24 protein-coding genes are annotated in these 19,721 nt (G+C 40.0%); 15 read left to right on the top strand and 9 right to left on the bottom strand.

Features of this window, described 5'->3' with window-relative positions:
• Positions 1 to 24: 24 nt before the first annotated feature.
• The 4 genes from ACFSX4_RS13420 to ACFSX4_RS13405 are packed head-to-tail and all read right to left on the bottom strand — an operon-like array spanning position 25 to position 3,184.
• Positions 25 to 1,224, bottom strand: a complete 1,200-nt coding sequence (locus ACFSX4_RS13420; protein WP_377775758.1) for an ABC transporter permease — start codon at positions 1,222 to 1,224, stop codon at positions 25 to 27.
• Positions 1,217 to 2,116, bottom strand: a complete 900-nt coding sequence (locus ACFSX4_RS13415; protein ID WP_377775756.1) for an ABC transporter ATP-binding protein — start codon at positions 2,114 to 2,116, stop codon at positions 1,217 to 1,219. Before ACFSX4_RS13415 ends, ACFSX4_RS13420 begins: the two co-directional genes overlap by 8 nt.
• 37 nt (positions 2,117 to 2,153) lie before the next feature.
• A complete protein-coding gene (locus tag ACFSX4_RS13410; RefSeq protein WP_377775754.1) occupies positions 2,154 to 2,870 on the bottom strand; it encodes a DUF2812 domain-containing protein in 717 nt (238 codons plus the stop codon).
• Entirely contained in the window at positions 2,867 to 3,184 is a 318-nt protein-coding gene (locus ACFSX4_RS13405) for a PadR family transcriptional regulator (protein WP_377775752.1), read from the bottom strand. The genes ACFSX4_RS13410 and ACFSX4_RS13405 overlap by 4 nt, the downstream gene beginning before the upstream one ends.
• Before the next feature lie 288 nt (positions 3,185 to 3,472).
• On the opposite strand from ACFSX4_RS13405, the gene ACFSX4_RS13400 reads away from it, so the two are divergent.
• The 5 genes from ACFSX4_RS13400 (at position 3,473) to ACFSX4_RS13380 (ending at position 7,231) form a co-directional block, all read left to right on the top strand.
• A complete protein-coding gene (locus ACFSX4_RS13400; RefSeq protein WP_377775750.1) occupies positions 3,473 to 4,036 on the top strand; it encodes a VanZ family protein in 564 nt (187 codons plus the stop codon).
• 14 nt (positions 4,037 to 4,050) lie between these two features.
• Positions 4,051 to 4,437: a PH domain-containing protein gene (locus ACFSX4_RS13395; protein ID WP_377775748.1), complete on the top strand. Its 387-nt coding sequence runs from the start codon at positions 4,051 to 4,053 to the stop codon at positions 4,435 to 4,437.
• Between the two features lie 84 nt (positions 4,438 to 4,521).
• Complete coding sequence (locus tag ACFSX4_RS13390; RefSeq protein ID WP_377775746.1) at positions 4,522 to 5,457, top strand: ABC transporter substrate-binding protein; 936 nt, start codon at positions 4,522 to 4,524, stop codon at positions 5,455 to 5,457.
• 47 nt (positions 5,458 to 5,504) lie between these two features.
• Entirely contained in the window at positions 5,505 to 6,368 is an 864-nt protein-coding gene (locus ACFSX4_RS13385; RefSeq protein WP_377775744.1) for a M23 family metallopeptidase, read from the top strand.
• Entirely contained in the window at positions 6,365 to 7,231 is an 867-nt protein-coding gene (locus ACFSX4_RS13380; RefSeq protein ID WP_377775742.1) for a DNA-3-methyladenine glycosylase family protein, read from the top strand. Before ACFSX4_RS13385 ends, ACFSX4_RS13380 begins: the two co-directional genes overlap by 4 nt.
• Before the next feature lie 61 nt (positions 7,232 to 7,292).
• Here ACFSX4_RS13380 and ACFSX4_RS13375 read toward each other — a convergent pair whose 3' ends face one another.
• Positions 7,293 to 7,463 (bottom strand): hypothetical protein, encoded by a 171-nt coding sequence (locus ACFSX4_RS13375; protein ID WP_377775740.1) that lies wholly within the window; start codon positions 7,461 to 7,463, stop codon positions 7,293 to 7,295.
• 113 nt (positions 7,464 to 7,576) lie between these two features.
• On the opposite strand from ACFSX4_RS13375, the gene ACFSX4_RS13370 reads away from it, so the two are divergent.
• Both ACFSX4_RS13370 and ACFSX4_RS13365 read left to right on the top strand, forming a co-directional pair.
• Positions 7,577 to 7,885, top strand: coding sequence for a thiamine-binding protein (locus tag ACFSX4_RS13370; RefSeq protein ID WP_377775738.1), 309 nt, complete (start codon positions 7,577 to 7,579; stop codon positions 7,883 to 7,885).
• A gap of 118 nt (positions 7,886 to 8,003) precedes the next feature.
• Positions 8,004 to 8,318, top strand: a complete 315-nt coding sequence (locus ACFSX4_RS13365) for a TIGR04104 family putative zinc finger protein (protein WP_377775736.1) — start codon at positions 8,004 to 8,006, stop codon at positions 8,316 to 8,318.
• 42 nt (positions 8,319 to 8,360) lie between these two features.
• On the opposite strand, the gene nagA is transcribed toward ACFSX4_RS13365, so the two are convergent.
• Entirely contained in the window at positions 8,361 to 9,503 is a 1,143-nt protein-coding gene (gene nagA, locus ACFSX4_RS13360; RefSeq protein ID WP_377775734.1) for an N-acetylglucosamine-6-phosphate deacetylase, read from the bottom strand.
• Positions 9,504 to 9,710: 207 nt separating this feature from the next.
• On the opposite strand from nagA, the gene nagE reads away from it, so the two are divergent.
• The 4 genes from nagE (at position 9,711) to ACFSX4_RS13340 (ending at position 13,076) form a co-directional block, all read left to right on the top strand.
• Positions 9,711 to 11,192, top strand: a complete 1,482-nt coding sequence (nagE, locus tag ACFSX4_RS13355; RefSeq protein WP_377775732.1) for an N-acetylglucosamine-specific PTS transporter subunit IIBC — start codon at positions 9,711 to 9,713, stop codon at positions 11,190 to 11,192.
• Positions 11,193 to 11,271: 79 nt separating this feature from the next.
• A complete protein-coding gene (locus ACFSX4_RS13350) occupies positions 11,272 to 12,381 on the top strand; it encodes an iron-containing alcohol dehydrogenase (RefSeq protein ID WP_377775730.1) in 1,110 nt (369 codons plus the stop codon).
• Between the two features lie 22 nt (positions 12,382 to 12,403).
• The gene (locus tag ACFSX4_RS13345) at positions 12,404 to 12,805 is read left to right on the top strand and encodes a (deoxy)nucleoside triphosphate pyrophosphohydrolase (RefSeq protein WP_377775728.1); all 402 of its coding nucleotides are present in this window, start codon (positions 12,404 to 12,406) and stop codon (positions 12,803 to 12,805) included.
• Positions 12,806 to 12,920: 115 nt separating this feature from the next.
• The gene (locus tag ACFSX4_RS13340; RefSeq protein WP_377775726.1) at positions 12,921 to 13,076 is read left to right on the top strand and encodes a hypothetical protein; all 156 of its coding nucleotides are present in this window, start codon (positions 12,921 to 12,923) and stop codon (positions 13,074 to 13,076) included.
• A gap of 42 nt (positions 13,077 to 13,118) precedes the next feature.
• Here ACFSX4_RS13340 and ACFSX4_RS13335 read toward each other — a convergent pair whose 3' ends face one another.
• Positions 13,119 to 14,072, bottom strand: a complete 954-nt coding sequence (locus ACFSX4_RS13335; RefSeq protein ID WP_377775724.1) for a metal ABC transporter solute-binding protein, Zn/Mn family — start codon at positions 14,070 to 14,072, stop codon at positions 13,119 to 13,121.
• Positions 14,073 to 14,225: 153 nt separating this feature from the next.
• On the opposite strand from ACFSX4_RS13335, the gene ACFSX4_RS13330 reads away from it, so the two are divergent.
• From ACFSX4_RS13330 to ACFSX4_RS13315, 4 genes are all read left to right on the top strand, one after another.
• Positions 14,226 to 15,626: an SLC13 family permease gene (locus tag ACFSX4_RS13330; protein ID WP_377775722.1), complete on the top strand. Its 1,401-nt coding sequence runs from the start codon at positions 14,226 to 14,228 to the stop codon at positions 15,624 to 15,626.
• 204 nt (positions 15,627 to 15,830) lie between these two features.
• Positions 15,831 to 15,980: a 50S ribosomal protein L33 gene (gene rpmG / locus ACFSX4_RS13325; protein ID WP_091475723.1), complete on the top strand. Its 150-nt coding sequence runs from the start codon at positions 15,831 to 15,833 to the stop codon at positions 15,978 to 15,980.
• A 182-nt stretch (positions 15,981 to 16,162) separates the two neighbouring features.
• A complete protein-coding gene (locus ACFSX4_RS13320; RefSeq protein ID WP_377775720.1) occupies positions 16,163 to 17,053 on the top strand; it encodes a bifunctional 5,10-methylenetetrahydrofolate dehydrogenase/5,10-methenyltetrahydrofolate cyclohydrolase in 891 nt (296 codons plus the stop codon).
• Positions 17,054 to 17,095: 42 nt separating this feature from the next.
• Positions 17,096 to 17,383: an alpha-amylase gene (locus tag ACFSX4_RS13315; protein ID WP_377775718.1), complete on the top strand. Its 288-nt coding sequence runs from the start codon at positions 17,096 to 17,098 to the stop codon at positions 17,381 to 17,383.
• Between the two features lie 127 nt (positions 17,384 to 17,510).
• Here the strand turns inward: ACFSX4_RS13315 and ACFSX4_RS13310 are convergent, their stop codons facing one another.
• Both ACFSX4_RS13310 and ACFSX4_RS13305 read right to left on the bottom strand, forming a co-directional pair.
• Positions 17,511 to 18,431 (bottom strand): manganese-dependent inorganic pyrophosphatase, encoded by a 921-nt coding sequence (locus ACFSX4_RS13310; RefSeq protein ID WP_377775716.1) that lies wholly within the window; start codon positions 18,429 to 18,431, stop codon positions 17,511 to 17,513.
• Between the two features lie 79 nt (positions 18,432 to 18,510).
• Complete coding sequence (locus ACFSX4_RS13305) at positions 18,511 to 19,701, bottom strand: MFS transporter (protein ID WP_377775714.1); 1,191 nt, start codon at positions 19,699 to 19,701, stop codon at positions 18,511 to 18,513.
• Positions 19,702 to 19,721: the final 20 nt, after the last annotated feature.

Raw genomic sequence — 19,721 nt, 5'->3', positions numbered from 1 at the left:
CCATGTGTGTCTTTATATTCAATCTTACTGTTTTCTAATGCGTTTTAAATTTTTAATAATCCCTTTTTCAGTGGAAAGAACACTGTTTCTGTAAATACTTGCCGCAAGAAATACAGAAATTACAATAGTGACAATCAGTATTGCGATACCAATCAGAAGTGTTGCCTGACTGGTTTCTCCGTCAAGTATCCGAAGCGGCATGACGAATGGTGTGAAGAAAGGGAAATAACTGGTGATTTTTACAAGTAAAGTGTCTGGCGTCATCAGGTTAAACATCCCCAGGTACAATCCTGCAATGGACATGAAGGTGATCGGCATTAATGCCTGTTGCAGATCTTCCATCCGGTTAACGAATGAACCAAGCATTGCAGAAACAGTCAAGTACAATACAAGACCGAGTACCAGGAAGATGATGCTGTAAATCAGCATAGGCACAGTATTGTCACTGACTTCAAGTCCGAATTCATCAAACACTTCATTTAAATTAAATATATAGATTGCTGATACAATGGCAATAACAATGACAAACAACTGTGTGAAGCTGACGAGTATGATTGCCGATATTTTCGCAAGAACATGGCTGACAGGCTTCACGCTGGAAACAATCATTTCAATAACACGGGATGATTTTTCCATGGATATCTCCATCGCAATCTGACTGGCGTAGTTAATGATAATCATGAACATACCAAGAACTGCGATATAGAAAATTACAATATTTAACGGCTCCATCCCGGACTCATCTGCAGCACTGCTGTCGTCTGTTTCAGAAGTGACATCATACTGTACGGAAACTTCCGATGTTAAAAGAGCGGCATCTTCTTCAGTCAGTTCGAGAGAATTGATTATACTCTGCCGGTTCAGTTCATTCAATGCAAGCTCAATTTCGGAAGACTGGTTTGAAGAGATTTCATTCTCACTTGATACTTCTGCAGATAACGGCTGACTGTCTTCAATAGTTACTACAGCATCCCCGTCTGCATCTACCACTTCGATATTATCGCTCATACTGCCGAGCATTGCTTCAAACTGTCCGGCAATATTTTCATCTGCATTCACTTCAACAGTCGCGATATCTTCACTTGAATCAAACAAATCGATAATTTTATCAAAGTTCGCTCCTGCAAATACAAGGAGTACAATTAACAGTGTAGTAAATATAAATGATTTAGCACGGATTTTACTAATGTATGTCTGAGAAAAGGTTGTCATAAACTTATTCATATTTTTCACCTACTTTAGCGATAAATATATCGTTGATTGAAGGTTCCTGAACCTGGAATCGTTTGAAGTAGCCGAGCTTGATGACTTCATTGAATATTGGTTCGGCAAACTGTTCATCCGCAATTTTTACGGTGGTTTTATTTCGGACACGTTTTACATCAAGAACGCCGGGCATTGCTTTAATGAAAGACACGTCATGATCGCCTTCAATGATGATATCTTTTTGACCGAAATCATCTTTAATCTGGTCAATGTTTCCGCTGACAATCTGTTTACCTTTATTAAGAATACAAAGTTCTTCACATAGTTCTTCAACATGCTCCATACGATGTGTACTGAATATTATTGTCGCACCGTCTTTATTCAGCTCTTTTACTGCTGATTTGAGCATTTCTACATTTACGGGGTCGAGCCCGCTGAATGGTTCATCCAGAATAATCAGTTCCGGGTTATGAATAATTGAGGCAATTAATTGAATCTTCTGCTGGTTACCCTTAGACAGTTTTTCAATCTTTTTTTCTCTGTTTTCAGGAACTTCAAATCGTTCCAGCCAGTAATCCAGTTTGTTATTTACTTCTTTTGTGGACATTCCTTTTAATTTGCCGAGGTATTTTACCTGTTCGGAAACTTTGAGTTTAGGATGAAGCCCCCGTTCTTCGGGCAGATAACCGATTTTATCAGTCATTGAGTAATCGATTTTCTTGCCATCATAGGTAATCTCTCCGGTTGTTTGTGTCAGAAGCCCGAGAATCATACGGAACGTTGTTGTTTTACCTGCACCGTTTCCCCCGAGAAAACCGTACATGCTTCCTTTTGGAACATCCAGATTAATATCATCAACTGCCGTGTTGCTGCCGAATGTTTTCGTTAAGTGTGTGAGTTTGAGGCTCATAGTTCAGTTCCTCCTTATATTGTGATTGATACAAATCTTAATTTCTTTTTACCCGCTGGTATGTGGACATAATCATCCAAACGACTGCCGGGAAGCCTACTGCACCTGCTGTCATGTAAACCAAAAGCTCCACAGATGAGTTGAGAGAGTTAAATGACAGCAGAACAGAAGTGGCAGTAAGTATGATGACAAATGGTATTATTTTAATCAGTAATACCGGTATTCGTTTCCCTTCCGCTTTCCATTTGCTGTGCCAGGAAGCAGTAAGTGTCATTGCCGCCGGTACGGCGATAATACTTAATACTGCGGCAGTAATCATAAGTACAGTACCCGCGGTTCCGGAAAAGGATAATGCAAGAATCCAGGCTGCAGCAGTAATCAAAATAACAGGTATGGCGACAGCCGCTGTTGATCTGCATGAACGTTTATACTTTTGAACTGAAGTGTCAGAGTCTGTATAAATCGGCTTTGTTTCAGGGGATGCCCGGAATAAATGAATATTGTCTATAGATGTCACATGAGTCCAGCCGGAGGCGGAGAACAAATTAATATATTCTTCTTTCTCGTCTGGTGTTATGCTGTGATAATCTAAATTATAGATATAATCTTTTTTGATTCCTTTAGTCAGTGTGTAGCCAAGAAAGCTGAAGCTGCTCAAATGCCAGCCTTTTAATGAATATTTTCTTAACTTTTCCATATCCTTTGATTCAGAGAAAGCCAGTCCGCCTGACATGATATATTTCTGTTTGGTCATTCTATTTCCTCCTTTAACTCTTTTTCTGCAGAGTTGATCATCTGTTTCCTCACTTTCAATTCTGCCTCAAAAACTGTTCTGCCTTCATCTGTAAGGAGATAAGTTTTACGTCTTGAATCGAGCCCGTCGTACAAATAAATCCATTCCAGCTTCAACAGCTTCTTAATAATTGTATACATTGAAGCGGGACCGATTGTAATTGCACCGTCCGTTGTTTCTTCAATTAAATTCATAATGGCATAGCCATGTCTCGGTTTAACAAGAGCGGCCATAATATAAAACATTGAGTCTGTAATCTGGTCTTTATTTTTCACTCTGTCACCTCATTTTTATTATATCACTTTATGATATATCTACATTTAATATATCGTAAAGTGATATAAGTGTCAAATATGATTTCAGTAATTTTATATTGAGTACTTTGGTGTATATTACAATAAGATGTGGAAGCATAATTATCTTTTAAAGAAAGCGTCAGTTTAATCACTGATAGTTTTTGTGGAATCATGTATAATATTTAAAAGTGATTATAATAAATGACACAACGGGATACAGCTGTGAAAGTACAAGAGGCAATTTATTAAAGATTAGAGGGAATTTTATTGAAACAATTGTATAATGCTTTTGAACCTGTTATTCCTATATTTATAATGATATTTGTCGTTGTCATTATTCTTTTTCTGTTTTTAAACAGAAAATCAGGTTATAAATTAAATTCAAAAAGACGGCAGTTTACGATGCTGATATATATAGGCATGATTTCGACAGTTGTCGGAATGATTCTTGTAACACTGATACCGGCAGGGTACCCTAATGATTCACTGCAGTTGGTTCCATTTGAAAGTATTATTGAGACATGGGAGCTTGCAACAACACGCGCGATCATTAATTCATTGATTATGAATGTTCTGCTGTTTGTGCCGTTTGGCTTCTTTCTTTACCTTATTACCCGTAAGGAATTTTTGACGACAGTGGCTGCTTCTTTAACATCAATTTTGATTGAAGCACTGCAGTTTATCCTGCCTGTCGGCAGAGGAACGAATATTGATGATGTAATATTAAATACTGTCGGAGGTATTATCGGAATGCTTTTAGGGGTACTCGTTTTAAAATTGGAGATTGTTTACAATATAATCTCTAAGGGTAATAGTTCAACAAAAGAATAAAGGGGTTGTGCAATATGCGTAATAAAATAACTGACTTATCAGATGTTGCACTTTTTGAGAACGAAGTAACGGGAACTGAACTTGCAGGTACTATTGAATTTGAGATTAATGAGCAGCACATATTCGAAGGGGCACTTGTCCCGACAACCAGACGCTTATTTGTGAACGTATATGATAGATACGGTAATGTTTTAAAACAGAGTATCCGTCTTGAAGATATTACAGATATCAGACAAAGCAGACAGATACTTCTTGGTAATATACTTCATATATGGGTGGGCAATGAGGTCTTAATCACAATGCACGGTATCCCACAGATTAAACTTGAGAAATTTGTAAGATTTTTACGTAAGTACCGCGCAAAAGCAATGCATATTGAAGACTATGGAACTGTAGTATAGACGATTAGACTTTTAATACGGACCGGTCTCAAGCCGGTCTTTTTTATGAGCATAACAGGAAAAGGTTAAAGGCAGGGTTTAAAGATGAAATTAAAATTTTGTTGTGTGATTATACTGACTGTGATTTTATCTGCATGTAACAGTATAAGGGAAACAGGAGTTTCAGAGGATGGAACAGTCAGACAGGTGAGTATACCGGTCATCGGGGAGATGGAAATTCCTGCGGAACCTGAACGGGTGGTCTTGATGCGGGCGATGGATGCTGGTAATGCGTCGTTATTAGATGCGGATGTGGTAGGTGTTAACGCATCAATAGAAAACAGTGAATACATAGATGATGATTCAAATGTGTCTTATCTTGAATATGGAGATGTCGATGCGTTAAGAGTGCTTGATCCGGACTTAATCGTTACATTTTCAGCAGATGAGTATATTGAAGAATACCAGGATATTGCGCCTGTAATTCCTTTAAATTACCAGTCGGATACTTTGAATAAATTCCGTGAAAGAATTTATTTGAACCAGCTGTTGTTTTTAGGTATTGTTTTAAATCAAGAAGATACTGCTGAATCACTCGGTCATGAATGGGTGGATGATTTAGTGTCCTACCGCAGGGAAATGACGGTTGATACCAGTACGCTTGATGCATTGGTTCTCGTACAGAATGAATCTGAATCCGGCTTTTATGTTTACGGGCCGTATCAATCTTATGGAACAGAAGTCGTTTATGATGTGCTTGATTTTAATATCACTGATTCTGTATCAGAGTTAATCGAGCAGGGTCCGGTAGTCGAGCATGAAATGGCAGATTTCAGTGCAGTGGACACTGATTATGCAGTCATTAGTGTGAGAGATTTATCAAAAAGCAGTGAATTAAAATCCAGTTTTGCAGAAGTGCTTAATATAGATGAAAGCAGAGTCATTTTAGTGAATTTTGATAATTATATTGCGAATGATCTTCAGTCAATTGAAAAACAGACAGAAGAAATAATCGAACAGATTGAAGAGGCAGAACATTAGTTGATGTGCTGTCTTTTGTTTTAAAAAATTAGACTGGAGGCTGCAGGATGCGTATATTTCCTGAGGAGTTTGGCTATTATTTTTCAGAAGGGGCATTTGACCGTATATATGATGCAGCAGTGGCCAGCTTTAAAGAAAAGCTGAGTAGAGAGGTATTTATTAAAGAAGCATCGTCATTCCGTGAAGGTACCGGCCGGTTTGAACTAATCAATCAGAATCAGCTTGAGCCGGGTGTGAAACGCTATCAGTGGGTGGACCCAAAGTCAAAACGAATGATTATTACAGCCTACAGTACCGGTCTTGAAATTATAGGGATTCAATTTGGCGAGCATGAATCGTTTGAGAGTGATAATAAGTATACTGTAAATAAATACAGTATGCCGTTCAAAGGTAAGTGGTTTATATTATGGGGCGGTGCTGACAGTTTTTTGAATTACCATTATCCATACAGTCACCAGAGGTATGCATATGACTTTATTCGAAAAGAAACAGGCATGTCCCACAGCGGAGAGCGTGAAAACCTGACATCATATTATGCATTTGGTGCAGCAGTCACAGCGCCTGCACGAGGCAGAATAGTCCGGGTCTTGACAGGTATTCCGGATAATCCACCGTATGGTATGAACACAGATGCACCTGAAGGAAATGCGGTAATCATCGAACATGATAATAATGAATACTCACTACTTGCACATTTAAAGAACGGCTCTCTAAATGTCAGCCCGGGAGATATGGTTGAAAGGGGAGAGATAATTGCACAGTGCGGAAACAGCGGCGCTTCAGACACACCTCATCTGCACTTCCATGTCATGAACGGTATTGAACCGCATCATGCGGATGCGGTCAGAATTCGGTTTGAAGACGGGTTGGAACCGGTCCAGGGTGAGACTGTATATGGTGATGTTCTATGAAGATACAGGCGAACGGCGCATTTGATTTTCAGCAGTCCTATCAGTATATGCAGCGGCAGAATGACTGCCTTTATGAGGTGTCGGGCGGGAAAATCCGTAAGGCTGAAAGACTCGAAGGAAATAAAGTACTGTTTGAAGTGACGGGCAGGCCTGACGGTGTGGAAGTTCAGATACTCTTAAATGAAGGTGTCAGTGATGAAGCGGTCCGGAAATATGTAACAGAATGGCTGGACCTGGATTATGATGTGGCAGGTTTTTATGAATGGGCGGAACATGATGTCAGACTGAAAGATCATATAAAAAAGCTGTCAGGCTTTCGAATGACCGGATATCCGGATATTGCGGATGCGTTTTTATGGTCAGTACTGGGGCAGCAGATTACGATGCACTTCGCGTATATATTAAAAAAACGTGTGGTTGAGTATTTTAATCACCATGTCACTTTTGGGGGAAACAAGTATTTAATGATGCCGGCAGCAGGTGAGATTGCGTCACTATCTGTAGATGTCCTTCGTGAAATGCAGATTTCCACAAGGAAAGCAGAATATATTAAAAATATTATGGCTGAAATAGACAGGGGCGTTTTATCAAAAGAAAATCTTCTTAAATATCAGTCATATGATGACGTTTTGAAATTCCTTACTTCATTCCGCGGAATCGGGCCATGGAGTGCCAATGTTGTATTAATGCGGTGTCTTAAATACAGAAATGCGGTGCCGATAGGTGATGCAGGGTTAAAAAATGTATTAAAAATAACAGATGATATAGAAAAACCTTCTGTAAAATATGTGGAAGAAGAGATGAGGCATTACGGCGGATACGGTATGTATGCTACGGTTTATTTATGGGAGATGCTGAATTAAGGAATGTCTGATACGAAGACAGTGCCGGCAGTGAACGAATATTTAAACTGATGAACGCTGTCTAACGTTCATCAGTGTTTTCCCGCTTGAAAACGACAAGCAGGGATAGTGCAGCAATCAGAATAAGCGCAATGACGAACGGAATTTTGAATCCTGACGGTATTGAATCATTAAGGAAATAGTAAATCGCACCTACAGCGATTAACGTGAGTATGAAATTAAGCCATTTCATAGATTTAGCATCCAAATAAATCACCTCATTATTCGATTGATAGAAAAATCACTTATTCTCATGTTATCATATAAAGAGATAAATATAGAATGTTTACAGGGGGAAATGAAACTATGAACTATACAATGTCAATTCAGCTGCTGCCGCACCATCCGGGAAACAGTGACAAATTTTCATATATATCAAGCAGTATTGAGATTATTGAAAACAGCGGTATGACTCATTTTGTCGGACCGACGGAAACGACAGTGGAAGGTACGCTCGATGAGTTGTTGAATTTAGTAAAGAGACTGAATGCACATCTCGCTGACGAGGGCTGTGATGAAGTGATTTCAAATATTAAACTGATCCAGTCGGAAAGTGATGATATAAAAATTAAATCATTACTCGCAGACTATTATGAGTTTGATGAAAACGAATAGTTAAATGAACTTTCTCCCGTATCTTTATAAGATGCGGGCTTTTAGTATTAAAGAGAACTTTAACTATTTGAGTGAGTATTTTATAATTAGATAAGATATGAAAATTGGAGGATAAAGTATGGGGACATGCCCGTTTTGTAAGCATCAATGGACATATAAAGAAAAGGTGCTTGGGTATTCGTTGAAGCCGAGAACCCGTATTAAATGCCCTGAATGTAAGTCATATATTGAACCGTCTACGTTAACAATCATTTATGATTACATCGCGATACTTTTAGTGGCGGCATTTGTGTTTGTTTTGATACCAATCTGGCACTTATCCATTAATGTGTCAATCACACTCAGTGCCTTACTGTTAATAGCATATCTCTTCCTCTTTCTCCCGTTCACACTTCGTTTTAAAAAGTATGACTATAATATAAAGAAACGATAAAATAACACCCGTCTCAAAGTTAATTTTGAGACGGGCGTTGTTTTACTTACTGTATACTTCTTCACCGCGGATAAAAGTTTTCATCAGCATATGCTGATCATTGTAAAGAACTAAGTCAGCATCAGCGCCTTCTTTTATAACTCCTTTTTCAGCAGCTATTCCTAATGTTTTCACAGTGTTGTATGCGGTCATTTTAACAATATCAATCCAGCCGCAGTCAGTGAATTCAAACATATTTTTGACCGCCTGGTCCATTGTCAGTACACTTCCGGCAAGAGAACCGGAAGCAAGCCGTGCTTCATTGCCTTTAACATGAACATCCTGACCGCCTAAATCATAAACGCCGTCAGGGAGGCCCTGTGCACGCATGGCATCAGTAATTAAAATCATTCTGTCGGAAGTAATGTTTTTGTATGCAAGGTTCACCATGACAGGCAGGGAATGAATCCCGTCAGCAATGATTTCCACATTGGCATCACCGAGATAGCTGAATCCTACAACGCCCGGTTCTCTGTGGTGCAGCCCGCGCATGCCGTTATATAGATGTGTAATATTCTGCATGCCGTTTTGATGTGCATGAGTCAGCTCCTCGAAGGTGGCATCTGTATGTCCGGCAGACGGAATAATATTCAACGCGTTCATTTCCTTAAGAAAACGGCCGTCCTTATCCTCTTCGGGTGCATAGGTCATCAGACGTATTTTGTTACCGGAAATTTCCTGGAGTGCCTTAAGTTTTGTATGATCCAGAGGACTAATGTGTGCCGGATCCTGCGCTCCGGGGTGTTTCTTTGAGATAAACGGTCCTTCCTGGTGGATACCGAGCATTTCGGCGCCGGATTCATAACGATAATCCTGCAGGTTTTTTAAAGCTTTTTCAACATTTTCAAGCGGTGCCGTCATAGTTGTCGCAAGAAATGAAGTGACCCCTGTAGAAGGCAGATGACTGCTGATTTTATGAATGTAATTTTCATCGGCATCCATCGCATCCACCCCGAAAGCACCGTGAATATGCTGGTCGACTGCCCCGGGAAGCATAAAATGATTTTCTCCGTCTATCGTCCGGTCCGATTCGGGGTGAGCACCTGAGCCGATTGCTTTTATTTTAGAATCTTCAATCAGCAGCCAGTGATCCCAGAGAATCTGTTCATGGGTGACAATATTCACATTTTTAATTAGTAATTGCATGATATAATCCCTCATATTCTTTTATAGTCGCCTTAAATTATACTCTTTTTAAATAAAAAATTCATATCATAAATTGTCAATTAATTAATCATTATTCTGCATGTAAGTATAAAATTAATATACTTTATGAATTGTAAAAATGTTATATTAAAGGTGCAGTAAAACAAAATTTTAATACATAATTATAAACAAGGGGAGGAATGGAATATGCTTAAGTATATTCAAAACATGGGGCGCTCATTTATGTTTCCTGTATCAGTACTGCCGGCAGCAGCACTGCTTGTCGGTATCGGATTCATACTTGTTGCGGTCAATGATTATTTTATAGGATGGGAATATTTAAACGTGATTGTCGGGTTTATCCAGTCCGCAGGGCTCGCAATACTGGATGCGCTCGCTATATTGTTTGCGGTAGGTCTCGCATTCGGTATGTCAAAAGACAAGAGCGGTGCGGCAGCAGTTGCAGGGCTGGTATCATTTACAGTTGTAACATCCATGCTGCAGCCGGAAAATGTTGCAGCACTGCAGGGGATTGCGGTGGAAGAGGTGAATGCCGCATTTAATGTTATTAATAATAACGTATTAATCGGTATCGTCACTGGACTGATTTCAGCGGCGTTGTACAACAGATTCAGTGAAGTGAAACTGCCGGATTATCTGTCATTTTTCAGCGGCAGACGCGCAGTGCCGATTATTGCCGCATTTACAATGATTCTTGTGGTTGCGGTACTGTTGTTTGTATGGCCGGTTTTCTATACACTGTTATTTAATTTTGGACAGTGGATCAGCGGACTTGGTGCGACAGGTGCCGGCTTGTACGGCTTCTTTAACAGATTGTTAATTCCGACAGGACTTCATCACGCACTAAACTCAGTATTCTGGTTTGATACAGTGGGAATTAACGATATCGGAAACTTCCTTGCAGGTGAAGGAGAAAAAGGTTTAACCGGACGTTATCAGGCCGGCTTCTTCCCGATTATGATGTTCGGTCTGCCGGGGGCGGCTCTTGCGATGTATCATACAGCGAAAACACAGTATAGAAAAGCGGCAGCATCAGTATTAATGGCAACAGCTGTCACAGCATTTTTAACAGGGGTTACAGAACCGCTTGAGTTCTCATTTATGTTCCTTGCACCGTTATTGTATGTGGTCCATGCACTGCTTACAGGGGTGTCAATGTTTATCGCAGCGACATTTGAGTGGACAGCAGGATTTTCATTCAGCGCAGGATTTATTGATTTCTTCCTGAGCTCATTCAACCCGATTGCGAATCAGCCTTATATGCTCATTCTGCAGGGACTGGTGTTCTTTGCAATCTATTATGTACTGTTTAGAATAATCATCACTAAATTCGATTTGATTACACCGGGACGTGACGCGTCAATTCTTGAAGAAAATGAATCAGCCGGCACTTCCGAAGAAACAGCAGCACAAGGTGCACCTGCTGATAAATACGCCAGAAAAGCAAATATTATTCTTGAAGGTCTCGGCGGCAAAGAAAATATTGAAACACTGGATTACTGTACTACGCGTCTCCGTATTAATGTGCGGGATAAAGCAGTAATAGATGAAGCGAGAATTAAAAGCTCGGGTATTCATGGAATTGTTCATCCCGGAAAGACAAACATACAGGTGATTGTCGGTACGGAAGTGGAACATGTTGCTGAAGCGATGAAGAAGAATATGTAATAGAAAAAAGCACCTTTTGAGGTGCTTTTTCTATTGTATCCATTAAAAAATAGTATAATGACATCAAGGAGGAATGTTCATGTTCACATTTAATCATCCAGTAAATATTCATTTTGGGGAAGGTGAATTTTCCAGGCTGGACGCAATTCTTGAACCATACGGTTATCAGAAATATGTTGTTGTTGCCTCGAATTCGCAGGTGAAAAACGGCACTGCCGCGTTAATAGAGTCTATGCTCGGTGATGCTGTAAAAGCTGTTGTTACGGGCATTGAACCAAACCCGACCATTGAAAATGTCGAGGCGGTCATTGATGAATTAAAGGCACAGGATGCAGAAGCCGTGATTGCAATCGGCGGGGGATCGACCATGGATGCAGCAAAAGCAGCTGCAGCAGGTTATGTGCAGAATGTTGAAGTGATTGATCTGTTAAATCATCAGGATTTTACTTATGCACTGCCGGTAATTGCGATACCGACGACAAGCGGATCCGCTTCCGAGGTGACTGCATCAAGTATTATCAGTAACAAAGCTCTTGGTCTTAAAGTCCCTCTGATTGGTCCGGGATTATATCCTGAAGCGGCAGTTGTCGACCCTGAGCTTACGATTACATGTCCTGAAAAAACTACTGCAGTTTCGGGGATAGATGTGCTGTGCCATGCACTGGATTGTCTTGGTTCTGTAAAAAACAATCCAATGTCAGATGCACTCGCCATCCGGGCATCAAAAATTGCCTTTCAAAATCTTTTGACTGCATTTCATGAACCCGGAAATAAAAAGGCGCGGGAAGAAATGGCACTCGCAAGTATGATGGCAGGAGTCGCATTTTCCCAGACAGGTACATCAGGTTCTCACGCGATGAGTTATTATTTAACCTCACATTACGATGTGCCGCACGGTGAAGCCTGTGCATTTTCAATGGATCAGTGGTTTGTGATTAATGCGGAAGTGAATCCAAAACTGAACGCGCATGCCAAAGACATAGGATTTTATTCAGCAGCGCACCTTGCAGAACGCTTCAATGAGCTGAAGAAAGAAATGGGTCTCGGACTTAAATTATCGGATTTTAATATTCCGGAAGATGATGTGGAAATCATTGCAGAAAAAAGTTTAGAACCTGCAAATATGAAAAATAATATTGCACAGCTCACAAAAGATGAGCTGGTTCAATTTTTAAAAGAAAAGATATAAGTTAATTTGGAGGCATATTGAGATGAAGAAGCATATTCGAGTCGTTGGGGCAGTCATTCTGGATAAAGATGACAAAGTGCTCTGTGCCCAGCGTCCTGAAGGTAAAAATTTAGCATTGAAATGGGAGTTCCCGGGAGGAAAGATAGAAGACGGTGAGTCTGCATCAGAAGCGCTTATCCGCGAGCTGGATGAAGAGATGGGCTGCCGGATTGATGTGAAGGATAAAATAATCACGACAACATATGAGTATGATTTTGGAGTGGTTGAGCTGACCACATATTATTCAGAAGTCATTTCAGGAGAAATTAAACTATATGAACACGTTGATATGAAGTGGCTGAAGCGGGAGGATATTCATACTTTAGACTGGGCACCGGCGGATATTCCGGCAATTGAACTTATCGCATCCGGCAAAAAAGCATAAACAGGATTCGTATTACCGGAAGACTAAGAAAATATTATGAAAAATATTTTCTGAAAATGAATTTATTTTTGCAGAAACGGGTATAAATAACGACTGAAAAAGGAGGAGATATCAAATGGATTTAATTAAAGGACTGCTCGGCTTTATATTTAAACTGCTTGTAATCGGTCTGGCACTGTTTACAGTTTTAATTGTTGTCATTGGATTTTTACTTAAAAGAGATGTGGATGAGATTAAGGAATTCACGGAGTCTTTAAAAGAGAAAGTTTAGATTAAAAAAACGCTGATGAGATATTCCTCATCAGCGTTTTTCTTAATTCAGTGCCTGTTCCAAAGTATCAATGTTTTCATTCATGATAGATTGATATGTTGCATTTTGATCATCTTCATCAGTCAGCACAGAGAGGTTATGGAATGGAAGCATCTCAGTGCCTGTTTCTTTTTGGATGGATTCTGCAATGCGTGACGGAATGTTCTGTTCATATAAAATATAGGATACGTCATTCTCTTCAATTTCATCTATCATTTCAGTCAGCTGATTCTGGCTCGGCTCTTCATTGTTGATACCGCTCATTCCGACCTGGTTGAAATGGTAGCGGTCTGCTAAATAACCGATGGATTCATGTGAGATATAGACACTGTCTCTTACGGCATTATCAGTAATGTCTGTTAGTGACTGGTCAATGTCATCAAGATCCGAAGAAAGTGTATTAAAATTCTCAGTGTACAGTGCTTCTTCATCAGGGTTTAATTTAATCAACTCATCTTTAATGGATTCGGCCATAGATTTTGAGAATACAGGATCCAGCCAGACATGGGGGTCCCCGGACTCATGATGGTGTCCGTGTTCATCTTCATGCCCTTCATCATGTTCATGGTCATCGTGATCATGACTGTGCTCTAAAAATTCTTCTTCTGAGATGTTATCCGCAGCTGCAAGAAAATTTGTATCTTCTTCTATAGAAGATTTGATACTTTCTGAAACGGAATCAAGTGATTCAGAAGTGAAGATAAATAAGTCGCCGTCTGCATATTCAATCATATCTTTTTGTGTTGGTTCATACGTATGGACATCAACACCGTTTGGATATATAGACTCAACTTCGACAGTATCTCCGCCGATCTGTTCAGCGAAACTTGTGAGAGGGAATACAGTTGTATAGATTTTAATTTTATCATCACTGCCGGCTGAATCAGAGCCGTTGCTGCATGCAGACAGTATAATCATCAATACCGTTATCAACGGTAAAATAGTTATTTTTTTCATCAGGAAACTCCTTCAATTTAATATGCCTGCTTATTATATCGAAATCATTACGTTTCATCAATATTTTTATACTGCATAAGGGTAATAATTCTTCATGAATCGTTTATAATTAACATAATACACCGTTTTTAAGCAGGCAAAGGAGCGTTATTTATGAACAACAGTCAGAAAATAATTCTAATTGCTGCAATGGTTCTTTTTGCTGCGGTTTTGTTTACGATACCGTCTTCTGTTGAGTGGCCGGCACGAAGTACAATTGCGGTAATGGTTTTCGGCCTGATCCTATGGGCATTCGCACCAATCCCGCTGGAATTAACGTCGGTTATTGTGATAATGCTGCTGATGGTGATGCGCCCGGTTGAAACAGAAGTGATATTCAGCGGTTTCAGCTCACCGGCGACATTTTTAATCATTGCAGGTATGATGATGGCAATCGGCGTGAACCATACGCTTCTGGTTAAACGTATGACCTACGGGCTCCTTTCGCTTACAGGCAGGACAACGAAAGGGATTTTTATCAGTTACTTTGTCCTTATTCAAATTCAGGCATTTTTTATTCCCGCAACGGCGGTCAGAACTTCAATGATGCTGCCGATTGTGGAGAATATAGTGAAAGAAACAGAATCGGATAAAGAGTCGAATTTCAGTAAGCTTTTATATATCGGTGCGGCATTCGGCAACAATGTCAGTGGTGTCGTTGTATTAACAGCTGCTGTTGGAAATATTTTAGCTGTAGAGATGCTCAGAATCTATCTCGGAACCTCTGTTTCTTATGTTGAGTGGTTTATTTATGTTGTCCCTATATGGTTCCTTTTAGCAATTGCGGTCATGTTTATACTTTGGAAATGTTTTAAGCCGGAAGTTCAGACTTTTCCCCGTCTCCAAGAGAGTATGAGAGAGAAATACATGCAGCTCGGAAAATTAACTTTATCTGAAAAGAAATGTATCATCATTCTTGGTGTAACTATTTTAATATGGCTGACTGAATCAGTGCACGGGTATCATCCAACATTCGCAGCACTGCTCGCTGTAATACTGATGTCGATGCCCATCACCGGCATTGTCGAGTGGAATAAGATGATTAATATCAATTATGGAATAGTTCTTCTGGTAGGCGGGACACTGTCTCTCGGTTATACATTGGTTGAGTCAGGTGCGATAGAATTACTCGAGAACCTTTTGTTTACAGAAACAGTGATTAATATTTTCAGTAATCCTTGGACTGCTGTACCACTGGTGATTATTTTCTCTCAAATTTACCATCTCGGAGTGACTAATGTACAAACTGCAGTCGTCACTTTAGTGCCGGTTCTGATTAGTCTGTCGCTCGAGGCTGGGATTGACCCTGTAGTGGTGACGGTTGCCGCTGCTGTATCTATCCTCCTCGGTTTTATACTGGTCGTTGAAACGATGCCGAATGTGGTTGTGGAAAGTACCGGCAGAGTGACGCAGCAGGATTTTATAAAGCCGGGTATTTATATTACAGCTGCAAGTGTTATCATTATGATTGCGGTCGCATTTACGTATTGGCGCTGGATTGATTTTTGGCCGTAGGAATGAAGTCCTGTCATGATATTTTAATAAGAAGTTGAAATATTAAATAGATGCCTGTATAATAGATAAGGCGGTTTAATTAGAAGATAGATCTATTATGATTGAAGTTTCATCCTGACTGCAGGATGATCAACTGGCCAGTTGATTGATTGATCTCACAAGATGAGGCCGTATAACTATAGAATATTAAAGGAGGCGTAAATCATGAGAGTAAACGTTACACTTGCTTGTACTGAATGTGGAGACCGTAACTACATCACTACTAAGAACAAAAGAACAAATCCTGAGCGTATCGAAATGAGAAAATACTGCCCAAGATTAAACAAATACACGCTTCACCGTGAAACTAAGTAATCGTTTGAAGCATGTATAAAAGCCCGTGACGGATTTCCGTTACGGGCTTTTATTATTTTGAAAGAACTTAACGGGACACTGAAGGATAACATAACACAGACAGCCCCTTTTCAAAACACATGTAAAAGAGTAGTCTGATATAATGTAGATGAATTCAAATCATGCAGTGGGGGAACGTTTTGATGACTATAATTATGGATGGTAAAAAAGTAGCGGGCGCATTGTCCGGGAAAATAAAAAATGCACTGGAGCAGTCCACGCGTCACGGCATTACACCGAGGGTTGCATTTGTCCGTGTCGGGGATTTATCGGATGCTGTTTCTTATGAGAACGCTGCGGTGAAACGTTTTGAAAAACTAGGTATTGATACAGAACGTTTTCACTTCCCGGAAGATGTGTCTGCCCGTGCGTTTTTATCAAAATTTAAGGAAATTAATGAAGACTACTCAATTAATGGAATTCTGCTTTTGCAGCCTGTCCCGAAGCATATTGACATGAAACGTGTGATTGAAATTATGAATCCGATAAAAGATATTGACGGAATGACACCGATTAATCTCGGAAAGATACTGACGAAGGAAGATGACAGGCTCGAACCCTGTACACCATCGGCAGTGATGGAGATGCTTGATTATTATGAGATTGATTTAAAAGGTAAAAATGTCACGGTGGTCGGTGCCAGTGCAGTTGTCGGTAAGCCGTTGTCACTTCTTTTAATGAACCGGGATGCAACAGTGACTATATGTAATTTATATACGGATGATGTTGAAGACAAATGCAGCAGTGCAGATATTATTATCAGTGCAGCGGGTGCTCTTAATCTGATAGATGAAGCACATGTCAATGAAGGTGCGGTTGTTATCGATGTGGGTATCAATTTTACTGAAGACGGGAAGATGACCGGGGATGTCAATTTTGATGCGGTGAAAGAGAAAACATCTTATATTACACCTGTACCGGGCGGTATCGGTGCGATTACAACCACAATGCTTGCCTATAATTTGATGCGTGCAACAGACCATCAAAAAGAACCGGTATTGTTTTTGGATCAGGCATCAGATTTTAATGAATAATAAAGGAGCAGGCACTTGTTTTTACGGTGCCGGGTTTTATCCATGAAAAAAATATTAATTATATTAACACTTGTTTTGATTGTTATTTTAGTTCTGACACTGCCGATTGCAGATGAAACGAGTGATTCAGAGCGGGTCATCGTAGACCACACATTGAATGTCATTGTACATCCCGCCTGTTTTGATGATGAAGATTTAACGAATTATATTGATGAAGTATCATTCTCCAATGCAGTGGATAACTACGAATATAATATTCAAGGTGACTGTTCGAAGGAGAGATTAAAAGAAGGAAAAACGAGTATATTGAAAAAGATGTTAGATAAATAAAAATATAAAAACTATATTGATTTTTCTGAAAATAGATGATATATTATTTTCATACCATTTTTTCATTCTTTCAACTATTATTTGGAATAGCCTTCCAATTAAAAAAGAGCCCTTAAGGGCTCTTTTTTTATGACAATGCCTGTGTAATATTCGGTACAACCTGTTTTTTTCTGGAAACAACGCCTTCCAGTACAGCTGTGTCCTGGTCCAGAGTAACATCAAATGCTTTTTCAACGCTCAATGCATCATGTCCGAGTGCAAGTACTTTAGAGTTTGATTTCAGAATATCTGTAACCACAAGGATGAACAGATCGTAGCCTTCTGTTTCGATTTCTTTATTAATTGCCGCTTCAATCTCTGCTTTTCGTGCGAATACCTCATCAACATCCACAACATTAATCTGTGCAATACGTGAGTTTTTATTCCCCATAGCAAATGTTTTTGCATCTCCAGTAATTAATGCTTCTGCAGTTTTATCCTTTGTAGATGCACCTGCTTTTAACATTTCAATACCGTATTCATCCGCATTAACCTCTGCGATTTTTTCAAGTTCTTCAGCTGCAGCGATATCTTCATCTGTTGTTGTCGGGGATTTAAAGAGCAGTGTGTCTGAAATAATTGCAGATAACATCAGACCAGCCATCTGTTTTGATACAGTGAGATTATGCTCTTTATAGATTTTGTTTAAAATCGTTGCTGTGCAGCCGACCGGCTCTGCACGGTAGTACAGTGGTCCTTCTGTCTGGAAGTTCGCAATTCTGTGGTGGTCAAACACTTTCAGCACAACAGCATTTTCAATATTTTCTGCTGACTGTTGGAATTCGTTATGGTCGACGAGCATAACCTCGTCATTATCGTTTACTGAATCGATCTGTTCAGGTGCCTCATGATTAAAGTAATCGAGTGCATATTTGGTTTCTGCGCTGATGCCGCCGAGGCGTGTGCTGACGCAGTCGTTTCCAAGCTGTGTTTCAATGTCACAAAGGACAATTGCAGATGTTATTGTATCGGTATCCGGATTTTGATGTCCAAAGATTTTAACGCTCATAAATGAAACTCCTTTATTCTTAATTTATATACAGTCATTATTTTATCACTTGACTGCGATTTCTTCTAGGTGTGAATACTCAGTCTGTGACTGAAGGTGACTCTTTATGCTTCATCAAAAACAACAGATTCAGAAGAAATACAATGCTGATGATGACCGCAAAGAAAGAGAAATAATAACTGCCGTCTGTATAGCTGATGATACTGCCGCCGATAATCGGTCCTGAGATACTGCCGATACTGAACAGCATTCCGGCGATTAAATTACCGGCAGGAAGATTGAATTTCGGTGTAACGTCCGCCATATAACTGATGCCGAGTGAATACATAGAACCGACAAAGATACCCGACAGGATAAATAAAATCACCATCATAATCAATGACTGGTTAAACACTTCAAGAAGTGCAAATGATACTGCACCAAGGAGGAGCAGAATACTGATGAGTCTGCCTCTGCCGACTTTGTCGCCAAGCATGCCGATCGGAACCTGCAAAAGGATTGCACCCAAGCTGAAGCACGGCAGAATCCATGTGATCTCAGCAATCGAGAAGTCATTGCGGAGAGCAAAAACCGGGAAGTTTGTATTCAGTGATCCTTCAAAAACACCAAACAGCATCGGCATTAAAAAGCATGCCCAGCTGGTGATTAACACAGCTTTAAAGTTTTTAACAGTATTAAAGAAGCTTGCGGGAACACCTGAATCAACCGGTTTTGCACTGCCGGAATCTTTCAGTAAAAATATTAAAGGCCAGGCAAGCATGGTCAATAATGCCGAAACTAAAAACGGCAGAAATTCAGCGATGGTAACGAGTTCACTGACTTTCGGACCAATCATGAAGCCGAGCGAGAAAAAGAGTCCGTAAAAAGCAATGATGCGCCCGAGCTTTTCAGGCGGTGTCGACTGGGTCAGCCATGTCTGTGTGCTGAAGTGAAGTGCGTTATCCGCCACACCGACAATCAGTCGGAGAACGAACCAGAACCATATCAAATCAACGAGCGGAAATAAAAACAAACAGATGCCGACGAGTAATCCGCCTGCGACAATCATCGGTCTGTAGCCGTATTTCCTTAAAGGTGCCTCGATAAAAAGAGCGGACATGAAGACGCCGATGTAAAGTCCTGATGCATGAAGTCCGCTTACTGTCGGACTGACACCGCGGCTTTCGAATATAAAAGAAATCAGCGGGAGCAGAAGCCCTTGTGAAAACCCTGAGATACATACGATAATTGAAAGTATGATAAAACGTGCTCTAAAGCTGTCAAATTGCATGATAATCCTCCATTGAAATT

It is taken from the genome of Corticicoccus populi, assembly GCF_042686195.1.
GTDB classification, from domain to species: Bacteria; Bacillota; Bacilli; order Staphylococcales; family Salinicoccaceae; genus Corticicoccus; species Corticicoccus populi.
The sequence above is the reverse complement of the archived record's forward strand: the minus strand, read 5'-3'. Positions and strand labels throughout refer to the sequence as shown.

Bases quoted from the DNA above. Each gene is read 5' to 3' on its own strand.
- ACFSX4_RS13420 (WP_377775758.1), bottom strand. From the start codon at position 1,224: ATGAATAAGTTTATGACAACCTTTTCTCAGACATACATTAGTAAAATC.
- ACFSX4_RS13415 (WP_377775756.1), bottom strand. From the start codon at position 2,116: ATGAGCCTCAAACTCACACACTTAACGAAAACATTCGGCAGCAACACG.
- ACFSX4_RS13410 (WP_377775754.1), bottom strand. From the start codon at position 2,870: ATGACCAAACAGAAATATATCATGTCAGGCGGACTGGCTTTCTCTGAA.
- ACFSX4_RS13395 (WP_377775748.1), top strand. From the start codon at position 4,051: ATGCGTAATAAAATAACTGACTTATCAGATGTTGCACTTTTTGAGAAC.
- ACFSX4_RS13390 (WP_377775746.1), top strand. From the start codon at position 4,522: ATGAAATTAAAATTTTGTTGTGTGATTATACTGACTGTGATTTTATCT.
- ACFSX4_RS13385 (WP_377775744.1), top strand. From the start codon at position 5,505: ATGCGTATATTTCCTGAGGAGTTTGGCTATTATTTTTCAGAAGGGGCA.
- ACFSX4_RS13380 (WP_377775742.1), top strand. From the start codon at position 6,365: ATGAAGATACAGGCGAACGGCGCATTTGATTTTCAGCAGTCCTATCAG.
- ACFSX4_RS13375 (WP_377775740.1), bottom strand. From the start codon at position 7,463: ATGAAATGGCTTAATTTCATACTCACGTTAATCGCTGTAGGTGCGATT.
- ACFSX4_RS13370 (WP_377775738.1), top strand. From the start codon at position 7,577: ATGAACTATACAATGTCAATTCAGCTGCTGCCGCACCATCCGGGAAAC.
- ACFSX4_RS13365 (WP_377775736.1), top strand. From the start codon at position 8,004: ATGGGGACATGCCCGTTTTGTAAGCATCAATGGACATATAAAGAAAAG.
- nagA (WP_377775734.1), bottom strand. From the start codon at position 9,503: ATGCAATTACTAATTAAAAATGTGAATATTGTCACCCATGAACAGATT.
- nagE (WP_377775732.1), top strand. From the start codon at position 9,711: ATGCTTAAGTATATTCAAAACATGGGGCGCTCATTTATGTTTCCTGTA.
- ACFSX4_RS13350 (WP_377775730.1), top strand. From the start codon at position 11,272: ATGTTCACATTTAATCATCCAGTAAATATTCATTTTGGGGAAGGTGAA.
- ACFSX4_RS13345 (WP_377775728.1), top strand. From the start codon at position 12,404: ATGAAGAAGCATATTCGAGTCGTTGGGGCAGTCATTCTGGATAAAGAT.
- ACFSX4_RS13340 (WP_377775726.1), top strand. From the start codon at position 12,921: ATGGATTTAATTAAAGGACTGCTCGGCTTTATATTTAAACTGCTTGTA.
- ACFSX4_RS13335 (WP_377775724.1), bottom strand. From the start codon at position 14,072: ATGAAAAAAATAACTATTTTACCGTTGATAACGGTATTGATGATTATA.
- ACFSX4_RS13330 (WP_377775722.1), top strand. From the start codon at position 14,226: ATGAACAACAGTCAGAAAATAATTCTAATTGCTGCAATGGTTCTTTTT.
- rpmG (WP_091475723.1), top strand. From the start codon at position 15,831: ATGAGAGTAAACGTTACACTTGCTTGTACTGAATGTGGAGACCGTAAC.
- ACFSX4_RS13320 (WP_377775720.1), top strand. From the start codon at position 16,163: ATGACTATAATTATGGATGGTAAAAAAGTAGCGGGCGCATTGTCCGGG.
- ACFSX4_RS13315 (WP_377775718.1), top strand. From the start codon at position 17,096: ATGAAAAAAATATTAATTATATTAACACTTGTTTTGATTGTTATTTTA.
- ACFSX4_RS13310 (WP_377775716.1), bottom strand. From the start codon at position 18,431: ATGAGCGTTAAAATCTTTGGACATCAAAATCCGGATACCGATACAATA.
- ACFSX4_RS13305 (WP_377775714.1), bottom strand. From the start codon at position 19,701: ATGCAATTTGACAGCTTTAGAGCACGTTTTATCATACTTTCAATTATC.